General features: G+C 67.3%; 23 protein-coding genes. 14 read left to right on the top strand and 9 right to left on the bottom strand.

Annotation, left to right across the window (positions count from 1 at the left end; genetic code table 11):
- Positions 1–5: 5 nt before the first annotated feature.
- Together QRT08_RS04180 and QRT08_RS04185 are read left to right on the top strand one after the other, a co-directional pair.
- Positions 6–185 (top strand): HVO_2753 family zinc finger protein, encoded by a 180-nt coding sequence (locus QRT08_RS04180; protein WP_286044652.1) that lies wholly within the window; start codon positions 6–8, stop codon positions 183–185.
- Positions 186–187: 2 nt separating this feature from the next.
- Positions 188–454 (top strand): elongation factor 1-beta, encoded by a 267-nt coding sequence (locus QRT08_RS04185; protein WP_286044653.1) that lies wholly within the window; start codon positions 188–190, stop codon positions 452–454.
- Positions 455–690: 236 nt separating this feature from the next.
- Here QRT08_RS04185 and QRT08_RS04190 read toward each other — a convergent pair whose 3' ends face one another.
- Complete coding sequence (locus QRT08_RS04190; RefSeq protein WP_286044654.1) at positions 691–1866, bottom strand: cystathionine gamma-synthase; 1176 nt, start codon at positions 1864–1866, stop codon at positions 691–693.
- Positions 1867–1955: 89 nt separating this feature from the next.
- Between QRT08_RS04190 and QRT08_RS04195 the strand changes: the two genes are divergently transcribed.
- The 9 genes from QRT08_RS04195 to QRT08_RS04235 all read left to right on the top strand — a co-directional run bounded on the left by QRT08_RS04195 (position 1956) and on the right by QRT08_RS04235 (position 9075).
- Positions 1956–2246, top strand: a complete 291-nt coding sequence (locus QRT08_RS04195) for a 50S ribosomal protein L21e (RefSeq protein WP_286044655.1) — start codon at positions 1956–1958, stop codon at positions 2244–2246.
- A complete protein-coding gene (locus tag QRT08_RS04200) occupies positions 2243–2599 on the top strand; it encodes an RNA polymerase Rpb4 family protein (protein ID WP_286044656.1) in 357 nt (118 codons plus the stop codon). Before QRT08_RS04195 ends, QRT08_RS04200 begins: the two co-directional genes overlap by 4 nt.
- Positions 2600–2639: 40 nt before the next feature.
- Positions 2640–3206: a DUF655 domain-containing protein gene (locus tag QRT08_RS04205; RefSeq protein WP_286044657.1), complete on the top strand. Its 567-nt coding sequence runs from the start codon at positions 2640–2642 to the stop codon at positions 3204–3206.
- Between the two features lie 51 nt (positions 3207–3257).
- The gene (locus QRT08_RS04210) at positions 3258–4091 is read left to right on the top strand and encodes a 16S ribosomal RNA methyltransferase A (RefSeq protein ID WP_286044658.1); all 834 of its coding nucleotides are present in this window, start codon (positions 3258–3260) and stop codon (positions 4089–4091) included.
- Entirely contained in the window at positions 4088–5269 is a 1182-nt protein-coding gene (locus QRT08_RS04215; RefSeq protein WP_286044659.1) for a mechanosensitive ion channel family protein, read from the top strand. Before QRT08_RS04210 ends, QRT08_RS04215 begins: the two co-directional genes overlap by 4 nt.
- Complete coding sequence (locus tag QRT08_RS04220; protein WP_286044660.1) at positions 5266–5841, top strand: HemK2/MTQ2 family protein methyltransferase; 576 nt, start codon at positions 5266–5268, stop codon at positions 5839–5841. The genes QRT08_RS04215 and QRT08_RS04220 overlap by 4 nt, the downstream gene beginning before the upstream one ends.
- A gap of 71 nt (positions 5842–5912) precedes the next feature.
- On the top strand, positions 5913–6902 hold the full coding sequence (locus QRT08_RS04225) for a 5-methyltetrahydropteroyltriglutamate--homocysteine methyltransferase (RefSeq protein WP_286044661.1): 990 nt from the start codon (positions 5913–5915) through the stop codon (positions 6900–6902).
- Positions 6903–6957: 55 nt separating this feature from the next.
- Complete coding sequence (locus QRT08_RS04230) at positions 6958–8016, top strand: methionine synthase (RefSeq protein ID WP_286044662.1); 1059 nt, start codon at positions 6958–6960, stop codon at positions 8014–8016.
- 60 nt (positions 8017–8076) lie between these two features.
- Positions 8077–9075: a PfkB family carbohydrate kinase gene (locus QRT08_RS04235; RefSeq protein ID WP_286044663.1), complete on the top strand. Its 999-nt coding sequence runs from the start codon at positions 8077–8079 to the stop codon at positions 9073–9075.
- A 9-nt stretch (positions 9076–9084) separates the two neighbouring features.
- Here the strand turns inward: QRT08_RS04235 and QRT08_RS04240 are convergent, their stop codons facing one another.
- The 5 genes from QRT08_RS04240 to rpl7ae form a co-directional block, all read right to left on the bottom strand.
- The gene (locus tag QRT08_RS04240; RefSeq protein WP_286044664.1) at positions 9085–9540 is read right to left on the bottom strand and encodes a hypothetical protein; all 456 of its coding nucleotides are present in this window, start codon (positions 9538–9540) and stop codon (positions 9085–9087) included.
- A 243-nt stretch (positions 9541–9783) separates the two neighbouring features.
- Positions 9784–10248 carry a nucleoside-diphosphate kinase gene (ndk, locus tag QRT08_RS04245; protein ID WP_286044665.1) on the bottom strand — a complete coding sequence of 155 codons (465 nt, stop codon included), beginning with the start codon at positions 10246–10248 and terminating at the stop codon, positions 9784–9786.
- Positions 10245–10685: a 50S ribosomal protein L24e gene (locus tag QRT08_RS04250; RefSeq protein WP_286044666.1), complete on the bottom strand. Its 441-nt coding sequence runs from the start codon at positions 10683–10685 to the stop codon at positions 10245–10247. The genes ndk and QRT08_RS04250 overlap by 4 nt, the downstream gene beginning before the upstream one ends.
- Positions 10685–10909 (bottom strand): 30S ribosomal protein S28e, encoded by a 225-nt coding sequence (locus QRT08_RS04255; protein ID WP_286044667.1) that lies wholly within the window; start codon positions 10907–10909, stop codon positions 10685–10687. The genes QRT08_RS04250 and QRT08_RS04255 overlap by 1 nt, the downstream gene beginning before the upstream one ends.
- An 11-nt stretch (positions 10910–10920) precedes the next feature.
- Positions 10921–11283 carry a 50S ribosomal protein L7Ae gene (gene rpl7ae, locus QRT08_RS04260; RefSeq protein WP_286044668.1) on the bottom strand — a complete coding sequence of 121 codons (363 nt, stop codon included), beginning with the start codon at positions 11281–11283 and terminating at the stop codon, positions 10921–10923.
- A gap of 355 nt (positions 11284–11638) precedes the next feature.
- Between rpl7ae and QRT08_RS04265 the strand changes: the two genes are divergently transcribed.
- From QRT08_RS04265 to QRT08_RS04275, 3 genes are all read left to right on the top strand, one after another.
- Entirely contained in the window at positions 11639–12868 is a 1230-nt protein-coding gene (locus QRT08_RS04265) for an MFS transporter (protein ID WP_286044669.1), read from the top strand.
- A 190-nt stretch (positions 12869–13058) separates the two neighbouring features.
- Positions 13059–15278: a tRNA(Met) cytidine acetyltransferase TmcA gene (tmcA, locus tag QRT08_RS04270; protein WP_286044670.1), complete on the top strand. Its 2220-nt coding sequence runs from the start codon at positions 13059–13061 to the stop codon at positions 15276–15278.
- Positions 15271–15438, top strand: coding sequence for a DUF8014 family protein (locus QRT08_RS04275; RefSeq protein ID WP_286044671.1), 168 nt, complete (start codon positions 15271–15273; stop codon positions 15436–15438). The genes tmcA and QRT08_RS04275 overlap by 8 nt, the downstream gene beginning before the upstream one ends.
- A 1-nt stretch (position 15439) precedes the next feature.
- Here the strand turns inward: QRT08_RS04275 and QRT08_RS04280 are convergent, their stop codons facing one another.
- From QRT08_RS04280 to QRT08_RS04290, 3 genes are read right to left on the bottom strand one after another with little or no spacing between them, the layout of a single operon-like run.
- Positions 15440–17158 carry a glutamate--tRNA ligase gene (locus QRT08_RS04280; protein ID WP_286044672.1) on the bottom strand — a complete coding sequence of 573 codons (1719 nt, stop codon included), beginning with the start codon at positions 17156–17158 and terminating at the stop codon, positions 15440–15442.
- 47 nt (positions 17159–17205) lie between these two features.
- Complete coding sequence (gene idsA3 / locus QRT08_RS04285; protein WP_286044673.1) at positions 17206–18300, bottom strand: geranylfarnesyl diphosphate synthase; 1095 nt, start codon at positions 18298–18300, stop codon at positions 17206–17208.
- Positions 18300–19646 carry a ribonuclease J gene (locus tag QRT08_RS04290; protein WP_286044674.1) on the bottom strand — a complete coding sequence of 449 codons (1347 nt, stop codon included), beginning with the start codon at positions 19644–19646 and terminating at the stop codon, positions 18300–18302. Before QRT08_RS04290 ends, idsA3 begins: the two co-directional genes overlap by 1 nt.
- Positions 19647–19773: the final 127 nt, after the last annotated feature.

Here is a 19773-nt window from a genome sequence, read left to right on the forward strand (position 1 = left end):
GGGGTATGAGTCAGTCCCAACAGAAGCAGGCGCGAAAGTGCGTCTCGTGTGGGATCAACATCTCGGGGACCAACGCCGCCCGGTTCGCGTGTCCCGAGTGTGGAACCCGGATCTACCGCTGTGCGAAATGTCGCAAGCAGAGCAACCTCTACGAGTGTCCCGATTGCGGTTTCACGGGGCCCTGATCATGGGCAAGGTCGCCGCGAAACTCAAGGTGATGCCCCAGAGCCCCGAGATCGACCTCGACGAGCTTCAGGACCGCCTCGAGGGGTCGCTCCCCGAGGGCGCGAAGATCAACGGGTTCGAGCGTGACGACGTCGCCTTCGGCCTCGTGGCGCTGCTCCCGACCGTGATCGTCCCCGACGACGCAGGAGGGACGGAGGCCGTCGAGGAGCGCTTCTCGGAGGTCGAGGGCGTCGAGAGCGTCGAAGTCGAGAACGTCGGCCGCATCTAACGAAAGCCCTCACAGCCGCTTGACAGCGGCTGTTCGCCCTTTTCATTTCCACAAAAGCCTTCACGGCAGACTGGCGTCTGCCGCTCGCCCTTTTTATGTTCTCCAGGTCCGTCAGGTCGCGGCGCGGGATTCCGCGCCGCTTCCGGTATACCAGCCTTTCCCCGTTCGCTCAGCGGACGCCGATTCGGCGTCCGCTGAGCGAGGCCACCACTCCACTGTGAGCGGCCCTCCGGCACTCAGTTCACGGCGGTGTCGATCGCCTGCTCCAGATCCGCGATCAGGTCCTCGCCGTTCTCGATGCCGACGCTCACCCGGATCAGGCCGTCGGTGAGCCCCGCCGCGACCCGCTCCTCGCGGGGAATCGCCGCGTGGGTCATCGGCGCGGGCTGCTCGATCAGGCTCTCGACACCGCCGAGGCTCTCGGCCAGCGTGAACACCTCCGTCTCGGAGACGAGGGTGCTCGCCTCTTCGAGGGTGCCGTTGAGTTCGAAGCTCAACATCCCGCCGAAGTCGTCCATCTGCTCGGCGGCGATCTCGTGGCCCGGATGCGATTCGAGGCCGGGATAGAACACCCTATCCACGTCGGCGTGATCGTCGAGCCACCCCGCGATCTTCCGGGCGTTCTCGCAGTGACGATCCATTCTCACAGGCAAGGTCTTCGTCCCCCGGAGGACCAGAAAACAGTCGAAGGGACCGGGCGTCGCGCCCACGGAGTTCTGGTAGAAGCCGAAGCGCTCGTCGAGGTCCGCGTCGTCGGTCACTAGCGCGCCGGCGACCACGTCCGAATGCCCGCCGAGGTACTTCGTCAGCGAGTGACAGACCACGTCCGCGCCGAGTTCGAGCGGGCGCTGGAGGTACGGCGTGGCGAAGGTGTTGTCGATCGCGCAGAGCGCGTCGTGTTCGTGTGCAATCGCGCTCGCGCCCTCGATGTCGACGATCGACATGAGTGGATTCGTGGGCGTTTCGAGCCACAGTAGCTCCGTGTTCTCTCGGAACGCCGCCTCGATCTCGTCGAGGTCGGTCATGTCCACGAACGTAAACTCGATGTCGTAGTCCTCGTAGACCTGCGTGAAGATGCGGTGGGTCCCGCCGTAGACGTCCTCGCCGGTGACGACGTGATCGCCGGATTCGAGCAGGTTACAGACGGTGTTGATCGCACCCATCCCCGAGGAGAAGGCCCGCCCGAACTCGCCGCCCTCGAGCGAGGCGAGGTTCGCCTCCAGATCCGTCCGGGTGGGGTTCCCGGTACGGGAATACTCGTAGCCGCGATGCTCGCCGGGGGCGTCCTGCACGTACGTCGAGTTGGCGTGGATCGGCGTCATGAGCGCGCCCGTCTCCTCGTCGGGGACCTGCCCGGCGTGGATCGCGCGGGTCTCGATTCGCTTCGTGGTGGATTCCTCGGAGTCGTCCATACACGCTGTCGCGTGGCCGGGTCGATTACTCTTGTCCTCGACGGATCATACGATTTATAACCGTCACGGGGTAACTCGTCGGTACGACTATGCCGAGTTCGAACGGACCCCTCAACGGCACACGCAAGAAACTCTCGAACCACCCGCGCGAGCGCGGGACCTCGCCGCCACAGCGCGCGGTCGCACGCTACGAGGAGGGCCAGCGCGTCCACCTCAAGATCGACCCGAGCGTCCCCGAGGGACGGTTCCACCCCCGGTTCAACGGTCACACCGGCGTCGTCGCCGGCAAACAGGGCACCGCGTACAAGGTCGAGATCACCGACGGCGGCAAGCGAAAGACGCTGATCGCCAAACCCGCCCACCTGCGCGCTCAGGAATGACGATCTTCAAGGAGGTGCTCGACGAGGAGTATCTCACCGTCTCGGAGACCAAGGCGCTACTCTCGGACGTGGAGGCCGAGCGCGCCGCCGATCCCGACCGGGAGATGCGCTACGAACTCGCGCGTGCGATCGAGCACGTCAACCGGTTTGCGTTCCTCTCGCCCGAGGACGCGAACGCGCTCGTCTCGGACCTGCGGGAGTTCGAGAAGGTGAACGAGTCGACCGCCTACAAGATCGCGGACCTCCTGCCGCGGGACCGCGACGAGCTGCGCTCGGTGTACGCCCAGGAGCGCTACTCGCTCTCGGGCGACGAACTCGACGAGATCCTCAACGTCGTCTCGCAGTACGCGTAGTCGGCCGACTCTTTAAGTGAACGCTTCGCGTACGTCCGCCATGAGCGAGAGCGACGCTACCCCTGCAGAGGACGCGATCGTCCTCGATTACCTCCCCCACGGTCGCGCCGACGACGACCGGCCGGGCTACCAGAAACCCCCGATCGCGTTCGCCCTCGACAGCGAGCGGTTCTCCCTCTCCGAACTGACGCTCACCGACGACGCCGGGGTCAAGATCGGGGACCGCCTCGATCTCTCTGCCCCGCCCGAGGGCGTCGAGAGCGTCCGCTCCGTCGACTACGCGGACATCTCGAGCGGTGCGCGCTCGGAACTGGAGTACGTCATCGAGGACCTCGTCGAGGAGGAAGAAGACCGGTTCGTCGCCTTCTACAACGACGCCCAGCCGATCACCCTCCGGCTCCACCAGCTCAACCTGCTGCCGGGGATCGGCAAGAAACTCAGGAACTCGATCCTCGACGAACGCAAGCGAAAGCCCTTCGAGAGCTTCGAAGACCTCGACGACCGGGTGACGGGGCTTCACGACCCGAAGGGCGTCCTCGCCGATCGGATCCTCGAGGAGTTGCGTGAGGACGAACTCAAATACCGGCTGTTCGCCCGCGAGGAATAACGAGGACGAGAAACGAGAGGTTTAGGGCGAGCGGTCGTCTATGCCCGTGAAATGAGAGACCCGGACGGACTGCTCGCTCGCGCCGGGGTTCGCGGCGACCCGAACGCCGACCAGCACTTCCTCGTCGACGACCGCGTGCTCGATCGGCTCCCGGAGTACGCCACCGGGATCGGCGCGGATCTCACCCACGTCCTCGAGATCGGTGCCGGTACCGGCGCGCTGACCGACAGGCTCTGTCGCGTCGCCGATCACGTCACCGCGATCGAGCGCGACCGGGACCTCGTCTCGTTTCTCCGCCGCGAGTTCGTAACCGAGATCGAGGAGGGGCGTCTCACCGTGATCGAGGGCGACGCCCTCGACGTGTCGCTCCCGGAGTTCACGGCCTGCGTCTCGAACCTCCCGTACGGCGTTTCCAGCCGGATCGCGTTTCGCCTGTTCCCCGAAAAGCGACCGCTCGTGTTGATGTTCCAGCGGGAGTTCGCGGAACGGATGGTGGCAGAACCGGACACGCCCGAGTACGGCCGGCTGTCGGTCTCGGCCCAGCACTACGCCGACCCCGAGATCGTCGAGACCGTCCCGAAGGAGGCGTTCTCACCCCCGCCGGCGGTCGAGAGCGCGGTCGTCCGGGCTCGCCCCAGAGACCCCGAGTACACCGTCTCGGACGAGGCGTTCTTCCTGCGGTTCGTCAAGGCGCTGTTCACCCAGCGGCGCAAAACCCTCCGGAACGCGATCCGCAACACGGGCCATATCTCCGGGCTCGAGGAACCGGAGGCGGTCGTCGAGGCCGCGGACGAGGGGTTGATGGGACGGCGTGCCGGAACCCTCGCGCCCGCCGAGTTCGCCGCGCTGTGTGAGTTGGCGCTCGAACGGGGCGATCCCGAGTGAGCGGGGTCCTCGCCGGGTTGGACGTTCTGGCCGAGCGCTACCCGACGGTTCCGACGCGAATCGCGATCACGCTTCTGGCGGTCGCGGTCGTCTCGCTGGTGAGTTGGAGCGTCGCCCGCCTTCGTCGGCTACCCGACGACGAGGTGCAGTCCACCGTCGTCGATCTGGCCGGTTCGATCGTCATCGCCGGTTCGCTGCTCGGGGCGATCGCCGTCGTGATCGGGGTCTGGGGGCAGGCCGGCACCGTCGCGTTCGCGTTCGATCAGGCGAACCTCGACGCCGGGACGTTCAGTCGCGTGGTATTGACGATCGGCCTGCTCGTCGGGACGTTCGTCTTCGTGCGCTTCCTCAAGGGGCTACTCACCGAACTGCTCGGCGGCCACGAGACGGTCAGCGAACACCAACTGGAGGTGACCTACCGGCTCACGCAGGTCGGGACCTACCTGCTCGCCGGTCTCGTCGCTCTCGGGCTCTGGAACGTAAACCTGAGCGGCTTGTTGATCGGGGCCGGCGTCCTCGGTGCGATCCTCGGGCTCGCGGCCCAGCAGACGCTCGCGTCGATCTTCGCGGGGTTCGTCCTGATGTTCTCGCGGCCCTTCGAGATCGGTGACTGGGTCGAGATCGGCGAACAGGAGGGGATCGTCAGCGACATCACGATCGTCAGCACCCGGATCCAGACGTTCGACGGCGAGTACATGATCGTCCCGAACGACGAGGTGAGTTCCCAGACGATCAACAACCGCTCGAAGAAGGGGCGCCTGCGCCTTCGGGTCCCGGTCGGCGTCGACTACGACACCGACCTCGACCGGGCCGAAGCGGTCATCCGCGAGGCGATCTCGGATCTCGACTCGCTCATGCGGGTGCCGACCCCGCAGATCGCCGTCACCGGGTTCGGCGACTCCTCGATCGACTTCGAGGTCCGCTTCTGGATCGACAAGCCGAGCGCGCGCCGGCGCTGGCGGGCGAAACAGGCCGTGATTAAGGCGATCGCCGACGCGTTCGAGCGCGAGGGGATCTCGATCCCGTTCCCACAACGCTCCCTCTCGGATCGGAACGGCCGGTTCGAGACGGCCCGCGGGACGGGCGAGCAACGCGACCTCCATACGCGAGCCACCGCGGAGGGACCTGGAGATCACCGATCCGCCTCGGAACGAGGCTCCGAGGAGGGTGAGGAGTGACCCGAGACCTCGCCGAGCGCCGCGGGCTCGAAACCGAGGTCTACGGGGCCGCCGAGGACTCCGCGCTCCTCGCCGACGCGGCGGTCGAAACGGTCGAACCCGGATGGACCGTCCTCGACTGCGGCACCGGTTCGGGCCACGTCGGCGGGCGGGTCGCCGAACGCGGCGCGCGCGTGATCGCCTCCGACCTCAACCCCCACGCCTGCGAGCGGGCCCGCGATCGGGGGCTCGAAGCCGTCCGTGGGGACCTCCTCGCCCCCTTCCGTCGGGGCGTCTTCGACGCCGTGGCGTTCAATCCACCCTATCTGCCGACCGATCCCGAGGCCGAGTGGGACGACTGGATGGAGGTCGCGCTCTCGGGCGGCGAGTCCGGCCGCGCGGTGATCGAACCCTTCCTCGACTCGGTGGGGCGGGTACTCGCGCCCGAGGGCATCGCCCTGTTGCTCGTCAGCAGCCTCACGGGGTTCGAAACGGTCGTCGAGTACGCCGAAAACAGGGGCTTCGAGGCGGGCGTCGTCGCCGAGGAGTCGTTCCCCTTCGAGACGCTGTCGGTACTGGAACTGGCTCGATAGGAGCGAATATTACTTCTGGGCATCAACCAGAATAAGAAATATTAAACAGTCGCATTACCTACGGCGAGTACATGAGTATCGTCACGACCACACCGGGGCTGTACCCCCTTCCCGACTGGGGGAAGGACGCCCTCTCGGGGCTGAAGGGCCACCAGAAGGGCGACCTGATCGGGGGCGACGAGGACGAGGAGATCACCGCGGTCTACGACGAGATCCGCGAGGAGTTGATCGCGGACCAGCGCGAGGCCGGACTCGACCTCGTGGTCGAAGGACAGGCCCGCTGGGACGACATGCTCGCCCATCCGCTCGCGGTCCACGAGAACGTCGAGACCCGCGGGATCGTCCGGTACTACGACAACAACAACTTCTACCGCGACCCCGTGGTGACGGGCGAACTGACCGAGAGCGGCGACGTCGCCCGCGAACTCCGGTCGGCGAGCGAACTGACCGACTCGCTGCAGGCCGTCCTGCCGGGGCCGTACTCGCTCGCGGACCTCGCGACCGACGAACACTACGGCGAGGGCGAGTTCCTCGACGCGATCGCGGACTTCCTCGCCGGCGAACTCGCGGCGTTCCCGTCCCACGAGACGCTCTTTCTCCTCGAACCGTCGCTCGTCGAGAACCCGCCCGAAGACGGCGAGGACGAGCGCGCGAGCGAGGCGATCGATCGCGTGGCCGCGGCGACCGACGCCGACGTGATCGTCCACACCTACTGGGGGGCGCTCGAGGAGAAGGTCCACGCCCACCTGCTCGACGCCGATATCGACGCCGTGGGCTACGACTTCGTCAGCGACGTCGACGACAACCTCTACAACATCCAGGAGTACGGCACCAAGGACTCGATCGCGCTCGGCCTGCTCGACGGGCAGAACACACTGGTAGAAAGCCCCGAGACGATCGCAGAGCGGATCGACTGGATCGGCGAGCGCCTGCCCGCCGAGGAGTTCGAGACCACGTACGTGACGACCAATACCGAATTATTTTACCTTCCCGAGAACAAATATAAAGAAAAGCTCGCGGCGCTGGGCGAGGTCGCCGCCCGAGAGGAGGTGACGGCATGAACTCAGTCGCAACGGAGTTGCTCCCTGCTCACACTCGCCACCGGAGGTGTCTCGCATGAAACGCGATCAGTTCCGCCGGCCCGACCACGACAACGAGACGTTCATCATGACGACGGTGGTGGGGAGCTACCCCAAACCCAAGTGGCTCCACCGGGTCCGGGATCTGTGGGAGGATGAGGAAGCGAACTTCGACGACGAGGACTGGCAGGAGGCGACCGACGATGCCGCCCGCGTCATCACCGACGAACACGAGCGGGCGGGGCTGGACGTGCTGGTCGACGGCGAAGTCCGGCGAAACGAGATGGTTGAGTTCTTCGCCCACCGGATCGAGGGCTACGAGTTCAACGGCCCCGTGAAGGTCTGGGGCCACAACTACTTCGACAAGCCCTCGGTGGTCAGTGAGGTCGAGTACGACGAGAACTGGCTGGTCGAGGAGTACGAGTTCGCCGCCGGCCTCACCGACCGACCGATCAAGATCCCGATCACGGGCCCCTACACGCTGGCGAACTGGTCGTTCAACGAGGCCTACGACACCGAGGAGGAACTCGCCTACGACCTCGCGGACCTCGTCAACGAGGAGATCGGAAAGCTCGTCGACGCGGGCGCGCGGTACATCCAGATCGACGAACCCGCGCTGGCGACGACGCCCGACGACCACGCCATCGTCGGTGAGTGTCTCGAACGCATCGCCGAGGACATCCACGAGGACGTCTACCTCGGCCTGCACGTCTGTTACGGCGACTACTCCAGGATCTACCCCGAGATCCTCGACTATCCAGTGGATGAGTACGACCTCGAACTCGCCAACGGCGACTACGAACAGCTCGAGGTCTTCAAAGAGCACGAGTTCACCGGCAACCTCGCGCTCGGCGTCACGGACGTCCACGTCGCCGAGGTCGAGTCGGTCGCCGAGATCAAGGAGAACATCAAGAAGGGGCTCGAAGTCGTGCCCGCCGACCACCTGACGATCTCGCCGGACTGCGGGCTGAAGCTCCTCCCGAGGGAGGTCGCCTACGAGAAGATGGCGAACATGGTGCGGGCCGCCCGCGAGGTCGAAGCCGAGATCGACCGCGGCGAGATCGACGTCGCGCGCACGCCCGCGAGCGCGGACTGAACTCGACTCGCCGTTCGCACGCCGGCTACCCTTTTCACTCGCGCGCTCGTCCCGCTCGGTATGGGCTACGCCGAACTGTCGGAGATGCTCGCAGCCGACGGGGAGAGCCAAACCGTCACCGCGCTTCCAGACGGGAGCGTCGACGTCTACTACACCGCGTACGACGTCCACGGCGAGCGGATCGAGGACCGCAAGACGTTCGCCGACCGGCTTACCGAGGACCCGCCGGCGTTTCCGGTCGACCGCCGCTCGACCGAACCCGGCGGGCAGGCGGTCAACATGGCCGTCCAGGCCGACGCGCTCGGCGACTCGGTGCGCCTCTTCGGCCACCTCGATCATCCCGTCTTCGATGCCCTCGGGGTCGAGACGGTCTCGATGGGCCAGCCCTCGCGGGTCGAGGTCTACCCGATGGACGAGGACGTGCTCTTCGCCGAGCGCTCGGCCGAACTGGCCGACTGGACGATCGACGTGTTTCGGGCCGTCGCGGACGACCCGGGAGAACGCCTCGAAGCCGATGCCGTCTGCTGTGGCAACTGGGCGTCCGTTCCCGGATTGACGGCGGCGTTTCGCGACCTCGCGGACGCCCCGCTCGATGGCGGTACGCTCGTCTTCGACCCCGGCCCGGTGACGGTCCGCTCGACCCACGAGATCCGGGAGCTGTTCGACGCCCTCTCCGACCTCGAATCCACCTACGACGTGGTTCTGAGCGTCAACGGGACGGAACTCGCGGCGGCGGCGACGGCACTCGACGCCGACGGCGACGAACGCGAGCGGTTGTCGGCCATCCGGGTCGAGACGGGGATCAGTGCCGCGGTGCTCCACGCCGCCCCGGAAGCGGTCGCCACAACGGGGGACGGAATCGTCGCGGTGGACAACCGCTCGGTCGAAGATCCGATCCGAAAGACGGGGGCGGGAGATCGGTTCTCCGCCGGACTCGCCCACGCGCTCGCCCGTGAGTGGGGCTGGGAGACGGCTCTCGCGCTCGGGAACGCGTGTGCGTCGTACTACGTCGAGACGGCCCGAACCGCCGACCGAGAGGCGCTCCGCGAGTGGCTCTGATTTGCGTTTTCAGGCGAAACGCATACCCATTGCGACGGAAAACTCCGGAACATGGGCACGCGCTACGAGGAGGGAGACGTGGTCGCGACGCCGGACGGGCGTGGGGTCGTCGCCGCCGTCCTGACCGAAACGTTCGACTTCCCGCAGGAGGGCGGCGAGGACGAGTACGAACAGGTGACGGCCACGGCAGACCAACCGGCCTACGTCGTCGGCCTCGAGTCGGTCGGCTCGGCGGTCTACCGGGCGTCGGCGCTCGAGGCGTCGGGCTTCGACGAGGATCCCGAGCGCACCGACGGCGAGCGCCTCGCCGAGGTGATCGACGAGGACGTGAACGGACTCGACTCCCTGCCGGAGGGCTGGGACCGCGAGAGCGTCCTCGAGTACTGGGAGGGGGTCGGCGGCTCCTGGGAGGAGTGCGTCGAGGACATGATCGACGAGTTCGGCGAGGACCGCGCGAAGCAGCACTGCTCGACGATGAAGGACGAGGTCCTCCGGACGGAGCGCTGGCGCAAGGTTCTGAGAGACCTTTTTCTCGTCTGGTTTCCTCGCGCGGCCGTAGGCCGCGCTGCGGGAACCGCTCTCTGCTCACGGCGGCTTCGCTGCCGTTCGCATGGTCCGCGGGAGCTTCACTCCCGCGCTACTCGAAAAATCCCCTCCAAAAAGCCGCTCACTCGCTCGTGGTCGACGACAGCAGCGGAGAAAACAGCGTTACTCGTAGAGCCAGGTCTCGTCGACCCGCTCGTAGTCGAGCAGTTCCTCCTCGTCGAAGAACAGCTCTATCTCGCGCTCGTTCGCGCCCTCGTCGGCGTGGTCCGAGCCGTGGATGACGTTGCGACCCAGATCCAACCCGAAGTCGCCGCGGATGGTGCCGGGCACCGAATCGGCAGGGTCGGTCTCGCCCATCATCCGCCGAACCTGCCGCGTGGCGTCCTGGCCCTCCCAGACCATCGCGAAGACGGGCTCGGAGGTGATGAACTCGACGAGCCCCTCGAAGAAGGGCTTGTCCTCGTGCTCTCCGTAGTGTTCGTGGGCGAGTTCCTCGTCAATCCGCATGAACTTCCCGGCGACGAGCTTCAGCCCGCGCTCTTCGAAGCGCGAAACGATCTCGCCGATTAAACCCCGTTGAACGCCGTCGGGCTTGACCATCACGAAGGTGCGCTCGGTTTCGCTCATTCTTCGCGGTCCTCGCTCTCGTCCGTGTCGCTCTCCGCTTCCGCTTCGGCCTCGTCCTCGACGGTCTCGGCCTGTTCCGCGCCGTCGTCGCTCTCGACGTCGCCCTCCTCGGCGGTGACCTCTTCGGCGGTCTCCGCGTCGGCTTCGACCGTCGCCTCCTCCTCGGTGGCGGCGACCTCGGTGCCCGGTTCGCCGGCGGCGGCGGCCGTCGATTCGGCCCGTGCGCCGGCCTTCTCGGCGGCGCGGGCGCGTCCTTCCTTCTCGGCGCGTCCCGCAGCGGTCCACTCCAAATCGCGGGCCTCGCGCCCGAGGAAGTAGTTCTTCTCCGCCTTCGAGTCGACGAAGTGGAGCACGGTGCCGTCGGTCCGGACGAACATGATGCCCGTCCCGGGTTCGATCTCCTCGCCGCTGTAGTCGCAGGTGCGTGTCTCGACCATCATTGACCCCCGATGGAGTCGGCCTCCCGGGCGGTCTCGCGGAGCTGAAGGATGTCACCCTCGCGGACCGGGCCCAGGACGTTTCGCGTGATGATGCGTCCCTGGTTCTCGCCCTCGCGGATGCGGCACTTGACCTGCATGGCCTCGCCGTGCATCCCCGTTTTGCCGACGATCTCGATGACCTCGGCGGACGTGGATCCGTCGGTCGCTTCTTCTGTACTCATCCTCTGTCACCTCAGCGGAGGTCCTCGACCTTCTTCCCGATGTCCTCGACGTCGCTCTCGGCCTCGCCGGCGTCGACGATTGCGGCGGCCGCCGATCCGACCTCCAGACCTGCGGCATGGCCGACGTCGTCCTGCGTCTCGACGAAGACGAAGGGGATGCCCTTCTCGTCGGCGAGTTCGGGCAGGTGCAGCACGATCTCCTCGGGCTGGACATCCTCGGCGATGACGACGAGCGAGGCGTTGCCCCGCTCGATGGCTTTGGTCGTTTCGTTCGTTCCCTTCTTCACCGAACCGGTGTCTCGGGCGACCTCGAGGGCCTCTAGGGCGTCCTCCTGGAGGTCGGCCGGGACGTCGAAGTTGACGTATACTGGCATTGTGATCTCCTCCTGCACGCGGGCTCTCGCTCCCCTGCCTGCATAGATCCTAAACGGCTAGGAGCGTCATGACCCCGCGCAGGCTGTAGACTGGAGTAGCGCACCACCCCATAAAAGCGTGTTCAAACGATAGAGGGCGTGTGAGCCGGACGCACGGGGTTACGTGTATCCAATACGTTGGTGAAATCAATTATCCCGGCCGATCCGGGGATCCTGACGGGATCGGACCCGCCGCGCGACCGCCCGCGTGAACCGCCGAACTCGCCGCGAACCGACCGTTTTAGTGGTCCAGTAGCGAACCAGGCGCATCGTCCTCGATTCGATCCGCGCCGTCACCGCCGTCACCCGACCCCGCGTGGTCGGCTCGATCAGCCTCGCCCACGGCGCGAACGAGTTCTTCTCGGTCGCGCTCCCGCCGATCATCCCCCTGTTGGTGAGCGATCTCGGCATCAGCTACGCGCAGGCGGGCTTCCTGCTCACGGTCTTCTTCGTCATGTACTCGATCTTCCAGCTTCCCGCGGGCGTACTCGCGGACCGCCTCGGGAAGAAACGCCTGCTCGTCGCCGGCCTCGGGGGGATGGCCGGCGCGGTCGCGCTCGCGGCCACCGCGGGCGGTTACGAGACCCTGCTCGTCGCACAGGCCGTCGCCGGGATCAGCGGCAGTACGTTCCACCCGACGGGGATGTCGCTCATCAGCGACGTCGAGACGTCGAGCACGGAGGGAAAGGCGATGGGCGTCTTCGGCTTCGGCGGGATGGTCGGCACGATGGCCTCGCCGGTCCTGATCGGCGGCCTCGCGGCGCTGTTCGGCTGGCGGGTCGCGCTCGGAGCGGCCGCGGCCCTCGGACTCGTCGTCACCCTCGCGTTCGTCCCGCTGTTCGACGAGTCCGAAACGGAGTCGAAACCCGAATCCGACGACGCTACCCGTCCGCGTTCGGACGGTGGTCGCTCGTTCTCGCCGCGCGCTCCGCTTCGATCGGCGGTGGAGGCCGTGGACGTCCCCGTTACGCGAGGGATCGCCGTCCTGTTCTGCGTGACCGTCCTGATCTCGCTGCAGAGCCGGGCGATCCAGACGTTCACGACCACCTACATCGCTGCCGGGACCGGTGGTTCGACCTCCGTCGGAAACCTCGGCTTCTTCGCCCTGCTCGCGGGCGGGAGCCTCTCGTCGCTGTGGGCCGGCAGCCTCTCGGACCGGTTCGACCGGGGCTCGCTCGGCGTCGTCGCCGCGCTCTCGACCACGCTGCTCGTCGGCGCGACGCTGTTCGTCACACGCCTCCCGGGCGATGTCCCGGCGGAACTCCTCTTCGCCTTCCTCGCGGTCTGGTTTTTCGTCATCGGCGCGGTGATGTACGCCTGCGTTCCCGTGAAGAACGCCCTCATCTCCGAGCAGGCCGAACGCGAGTTCAGCGGCAGCCTCTTCGGGGTGATCCAGACCGCGAGCGCGATCGGTAGCGCCTCCGGGCCGGCCGTCTTCGGCGTGCTCGCGACCGAGTGGGGGGTCGTCGCCGCCTACCCCGCCATCGCCGTCGTGAGCCTCTCCCTCGCGGGGCTGTTTTTCGTCCTCTCGCGGATCACGAACTGAGAGAACCGGAACAGAGTCGGTGTGCCCGTCCGGGGAACGTGGTCATACTGTCGGTCATACGCGTGGATCCGAGACAGTCAGGACGAGGAGGAACCGGGCTATTGTCGGTCGAATCGTGCCACCGACGGCGATCGTCCCATGACCGACAGCATCAGTAACCCTCTTAGGCGAACCCGGAGAAGGACCCGTGATGGACATCCCGGCGGTCGCCACCGCCCTCCTCGCGGAGGCACGAGCCACGAACGAGCGCCGCCTGCTCGTCCTCTCGGGGGACCCCGATCGGGGGATCGACGCGCTCGGCGAGGCCCTCGATAGCCTGCCGGTCGCCGTCACCGACACCGTCCTCGTGAGCGACCGCGAGGTCCTCCCCTGCGAGCGGGTCGATCCGAAGCGAACCGCCGAACTGCTCGGGACCACCCGAGAGGTCGTCGTCTACGACGCTCACGACCGGTTCGAGCCGAACGCACTGGGACGGCTCACGGGCGTCGTCGACGGCGGCGGCCTGCTGGTCCTGCTCGTGCCCGATCTCGCTGGCTGGCCCGACCGGCGCGACGAGTTCGACGCGAGCCTCGCGGTCCCGCCGTTTGGGGAGGCCGACGTGACCGGACGGTTCCGCGAGCGCCTCGTCACGCTCCTCGGAGCCCACCCCGGAATCGCCATCGTGAACGTCGACAGCGGGGACGTCGAGCGCGACGGGTTGACCCGTCCGGCCCCGCGTATCGAACGCGATCGGGTAGCGATCCCCGACACCCGGGCGTTCCCGCGGGCGGCCTACGAGGCCTGCCTGACGAGAGATCAGGTCGAGGCGCTCGCCGCGCTCGAATCCCTCCGCGAGGACGGGCGGGCGGTCGTGATCGAGGCCGATCGCGGCCGGGGAAAGTCGAGCGCGGCCGGGTTGGCCGCGGGCGCTCTCGCGGCCGACGGCGCGGACGTACTCGTGACCGCCCCCGACGCCCGCAACGCCGCCGAGGTGTTCTCGCGCGCGCGCGAGCTGCTCGGAGCGGAGCCCGAAACGGGCGAGTATCGCCTCGAAACCGCCGCGGGGGGGCGGGTGCGTTTCGCCCGCCCCGTGGAGGCGGCCGACGCCGACCCGGACGTGCTGATCGTCGACGAGGCGGCCGCGCTTCCGGTGCGGGTGCTCGAACGCTGTCTCGAAACCGGTCGGGTGGCCTTCGTCACCACGATCCACGGCTACGAGGGCGCGGGCCGCGGCTTTTCGATCAGGTTTCGCGACCGCCTCGACGAAAGCGGACACGAGGGCCGCTCGGTAACGATGGCCGACCCCATTCGCTACGCCGCGGGCGACCCGGTCGAGGTGTGGGCGTTTCGCGCCCTGTTGCTCGATGCGCGTCCGCCCGTCGCCCAACTGGTCGCCGAGGCGACCCCCGGGACGGTCGCCTATCGCCGTCTCTCGCGGTCGGCTCTCGCTTCCGACGAGGGACTCCTCCGGGAGACGTTCGGCCTGCTCGTCGCGGCCCACTACCGGACCGAGCCGAACGACTTGGCGAGGCTCCTCGACGCGCCCAACCTTTCGGTGCGCGCGCTGACCCACGACGGCCACGTCGCGAGCGTCGCGCTCCTCGCCCGCGAGGGCGACCTTCCCGCCGACGTTCGGGAGGGCCTCTACGACGGTGGTCGGATCCGCGGGAACATGATACCCGACCTGTTGATGAGCCAGTTGCGCGACGAGCGCGCGGGCGGGCCGGTGGGCTGGCGGGTGTTGCGGATCGCCACTCACCACGCCGTTCGCTCGCGCGGCCTCGGATCGCGCCTGCTCTCGGAGGTGCGCGAGGAGTTCTCCCGGAGCGCGGACTGGCTCGGCGTCGGCTACGGCGCGACGCCCGAACTCCTCTCCTTCTGGTCGGAAAACGGCTTTTCGACCGTCCACCTCTCGACAACCAGGAACGACGCCAGCGGCGAGTACTCGGCGGTCATGCTCTCGCCGACGAGCGATGTGGGGCGCGAACTGCACGACCGACACGCCGCGTGGTTCGCCGACCGGATCGAGGGGGTGCTCTCGGATCCCCTCGACGACGCCGATCCGGACGTGGTCCGTGCTGCCCTGGGGTCGGTCGAGGCCGCCGTCGACCCCGGCCTCTCCGAGCGCGACTGGATCCACGTCGCTGGCGCGGCCTACGGCCCCGGAACCTTCGACGTCTCGCCGGGGAGCTTTCGTCCGCTCGCCGTCTCGCACCTGATCGACGGCGAGGCGCCGCTCACCGACCGAGGGGAGCGCCTGCTCGTCCGGAAGGTCCTGCAGGGCCGTCCGTGGGACGGGGTCGCCGAGGAGTTGGGGTTCGTCTCGACGCGGATGTGTATGCGGGCTCTTGGCGAGAGCTTCAAGCCGCTGGTCGACGAGTACGGGTCAGAGGCGGCGCTCGAAGAGAGGCGCCGCTACGCCGATGAGTGACACTGAGACCTGCGCCGAGGACGACTGTGACCGCGCCGCGGCCGTCCGCCTGCACATCCCGTGGAAGGAAAACAGGAACGTCTGCACTGCCCACGCTCGCACGCTCGCCCAGCAAGCGGGCGTCGTCGCCGAACCACTCGACGACGCCGACTGGGAGTAGGCTACGGGTGGGCGAAGTAGGCCACCGACTCGACATCGCTGTGGCGGTCAACCCGCGCGAAGCCGATCCGTTCGAACTGCACCATCTCATCCACTTCCGTGTCGGCGAACTCGGGTTCGGCCCGTCCCTCGACGTCCCCGTCCATCGTCCGCAGGCGCACGGGGACGCTCCCCTCCTCGGGCACCCAGTGGATCACGTCGACGCCCTCCTCCCGCACGGCGTCGATGTCGTCGCCGGTAAATTCGAACTCCTCGCCCGAATAGCGCACGCAACCGAGCCCCTTGAGCCAGACGCGCTCGCCCTCGTTCGGAAGATCGGCGGGTTCGACGAGGGCGGCGTCCCCGACTGGAATCTCGCGGGTGCCACGCTCCTCGTGGTCGGGATGTCGGGGCGGTTCGGCCACGTCGGGCCCTTCGCCCGAGAGTGCGACCCGCTCGCCCTCCCGGACGAGGAAGTACCTATCGGAGGCGTCGTCGATCCGTTCCCTGTTTTTGGCGTAGACGGTACTCATCGCCAGATCCACATCGGTGGTCGACGTACCGAGTTCGATCATCGCCTCCGTGAGCGCCTCGCCGCGGATCCCACGGCGACGGACGCTCGCGATCGTCGGGGCGCGCGGGTCGTCCCAGCCCTCTAGCTCGCCCGTCTCGATCAGTTCCTTGATCCGCGAGGTGCTCATCTTCACGTCGTAGGCGTCGATCTGGACGTGGCCCCAGTGGATCACCTCGGGGTACTCCCAGCCGAAGTAGTCGTAGAGGAAGCGCTGGCGCTTCGCGGAGTCCTGCAGGTCGATCCCCCGAACGATGTGGGTGATCCCCGTGAGGTGGTCGTCGATCCCCGATTGGAAGTCGAGCATCGGCCAGCATCGGTACTCGGCGGCCTCCTCGCGGGGGTGCGGGCGGTCGACCATCCGGAAGGCGACCCAGTCGCGCAGGGCGGGGTTCTTGTGGGTGATGTCGGTGCGAACTCTGAGGACGATCTCGCCGGCGTCGTACTCGCCGTCGACCATCGCCTCGAACTCCTCTCGGGTCTCCTCTACACTCCTCTCGCGGTGCGGGCAGGCCTTCCCCGAGTTCTTCAACTGGGAGAACGTCTCTCCGGGACACGTACAGGTGTAGGCGCCGCCGCGGTCGATCAGATCTCTCGCGTGCTCGTAGTAGGTCTCGACGCGATCGGAGGCGCGGATGACCTCGTCGGCCTCGAACCCGAGATATTCGATGGCGTCGAGGATCGCGTCGTAGGCCTCGAGGTCGGGCCGCTTCGTCTCGGGGTCGGTGTCGTCGAACCGACACAGCATCGACCCGCCGTAGCGCTCCTTGTAGGTGGCGATCACGGCGGGCATCCGGGCGTGGCCCAGGTGCCACGGCCCGTTCGGGTTCGGGGCACACCGCATCCGGATCTCGTCGTAGGCCTCGGCGTTCGGTAGATCCGGCAGGACGTGCTCGTCGTCCTCCTCGTCGGCCTCCAACTCATCGAGCAGTTCGGGCGCGAGGTCGGCCAGTCGCTCGCGGCGCTCCTCGGGCGTGAGGTCGTTGACCCGCGCGGCGACCGGGGCGGCGATCCCGGGGACCTCGTCGCCGTGCGGTCGGAAGTCGGGGTTCTCGCCCATCAGCGGGCCCATGATCGCGCCCACGTCGGCCTCGCCCCCGTGCTTGACGGCGTTCATCAGCGCGTGCTTCTCGGCCTCCCGTTCGATCCGTTCTCGGAGCTCCTGATCCATTACCGGCCGGTTCGCGCGACCGGGTGAAAAGGAAACTGATCGCCGCCCTAGTAGCCGCGCTCGATCAGGTAGTCCGCGACCGCTTCGAGTTGGTCCCGGGCCTCGTTCTCGGGCAGCACCCCGAGTTCGTCTTTCCCCTCGCGGACGAGCGACTCCGCCGCCTCGCGGGCGTACGCGATGCTGCCCACGGATTCGAGCCGCGAGACCGCCGCGTCTATCTCCGCCTCCGAGACCGCCTCGGGGTCGGTCGCGTCGACAAGCGCGTCGGGATCGACCCCCTGCTCGCGGGCGTGGAGCGTGATCAGCGTCCGCTTGCCCTCGACGAGGTCGCTGCCGCGCTGCTTGCCGAGCACGTCGCTCGGCACCGTCAGGTCGAGCACGTCGTCCTGGATCTGGAACGCCTTGCCGATGTCGATCCCGTAGCGGTAGACCGCCTCGATCGTTCGGTCGTCGGCCCCCAACAGGGTCGCGGGGACGCTCGCCGCGGCCCCGTAGAGCACCGCCGTCTTGAGTTCGACCATCTCCAGGTACTCCGCCTCGCCCACGTCGTCACGGTGCTCGAACTCGACGTCGAACGACTGCCCCTCGCAGATCCGCGTGCAGGTGCGCGCGAGCGTCCGAAGCGCCTCCAATCCCCGATCGGGTCGTGCCCCGCTTTCGAGCATGATCTCGAACGCCTTCGAGTAGAGCGTGTCCCCGGCGAGGATCGCGGTTTCGAGGTCGTACTCGCGGTGGACCGCCGGGACGCCACGGCGGAGGTCGTCGTCGTCCATGATGTCGTCGTGGATCAGCGTGAACGACTGGATGGTCTCGATCGCCACCGCCGCGCGCATCACGTCGATCGTCGCGGGCGCTCGGCGCGTTCCGTCCGCGTCGTTCGCGGAACCACGTCCGGCGTTCGCGTCAAGCGTCGGGAACTCGCGGTAGTCCGTCGAGAGGGGTTCGACGTCACAGAGCGCCTCGGCGGTCAACAGGAGGACGGCCGGTCGGAGCCGCTTTCCCCCCGCGTCCAGCAGGTAGCGAGACGCCTCGTAGAGCCGTTCGGGACGGGCGATCGGCAGTTCGGCCTCGATCGCCCGGTTGACCCGCTCGCGGCGTTCCGCCACCGCTTCCGTCACCGACCGTGCCTCGGGGTGGGTCATCACTCGACCAACTGCACGACGTTGCCGTTGTGCGTGACGTGGAGGTCACGTCCGAGCTCGTAGCCCTGGTTCTGGGCGAGGTTGACGTAGCCCGAGTAGCCCTTCATGTTCTGGTGGGCCGGGATGACGTTCTGGGGCTGGAGCGCGTCGAGCATCGCGTAGTGGCCCTCCTGACAGAGGTGACCCGAGACGTGGATCTCGTCGTAGATTCTCGCGCCCTGCATCTGCAGCAGGTTCTCGGACTGGTAGCGCTGGCCCTCGTTCGTCGGCTCGGGGATGACGCGCGCCGAGAACAGCACCTTGTCGCCGTCGTCGAGCTGGTAGGGCGTCTCGCCCCGGCCCATCCGGGTGAGCATCGCGCGTGGCTCGCCTTGATGGCCCGTCACGATGGGCAGGAAGTTCTCCTTGCCCTCGTTCATGATGCGCTTGAACGTCCGGTCGACGGATTTCCGGTGGCCGAACATCCCCACTTCCTCGGGGAAGTCGACGAAGCCGAGCCGTTCTGCGGTGCCCGAGTATTTCTCCATCGACCGGCCGAGCAGGATCGGGGTGCGGTCGATCTCCCGGGCGAACTCGACGAGCGACTTGACGCGGGCGATGTGGCTCGAGAACGTCGTCGCGACGATCCCGCCGTCGTAGTCCTCGATGCTCGTCATGACGTCCTGCAGGTGCCGTCGGGCGACCGACTCGCTGGGCGTGCGCCCCTTCTTGTTCGCGTTGGTACAGTCCTCGATGTAACAGAGGACGCCCTCGCCCTCGCGGCCGATCTCGCGGAAGCGCTCCATGTCGATGGGGTCCTCGATCACGGGCGTGTGGTCCATGCGCTTGTCGAGCCCGTAGACGATCGCTCCCTCGGGCGTGTGGAGCACGGGGTTGATCGCGTCGATGATCGAGTGGGTGACGTGGACGAACTCGAGTTCGAGCCCGTTGCCGATCTCCATCGTCTCGCCGCCTTCCATCGTCTGGAGGTCGTTCTCGACCATGAACTTGTTCTCGTCCTCGATCTCCTGTTTGACGAGTTCGATCGTGAACGGCGTCGCGACGATCGGGGCGTTGTACCGGTGTGCGAGCTTCGAGAGCGCTCCGATGTGATCGAGGTGGCCGTGGGTCGGGACGATCGCCTGAACGTCGCCCTCGATGTCGGACATCACGCGATCGTCCGGGATCGCGCCCATGTCGATCAGGTCGAGGCTGTGCATCGTCTCGGTCTGTACGTTGTCGTGGATGAGGACCTTCGACAGGTTCAGCCCCATGTCGAAGATGACGACGTCGTCGCCAGCGCGGACGGCAGTCATCTGCCGCCCGACTTCCTCGTAGCCGCCGATCGTTGCGATTTCGATTTCCATAGTTGGATTCTCCGAGCATTCAAAGCCACAGAGTGGCGAACGTGCTCACTGAAAGCCGCGGACGGCCCCGGCGTCTTACAGCCGTGAGTCGACAGGTCCCGATCGCTTCGAGTTCCCGCATGCGGCG

Source organism: Halalkalicoccus sp. NIPERK01 (assembly GCF_030287405.1).
Classification (GTDB): Archaea; Halobacteriota; Halobacteria; order Halobacteriales; family Halalkalicoccaceae; genus Halalkalicoccus.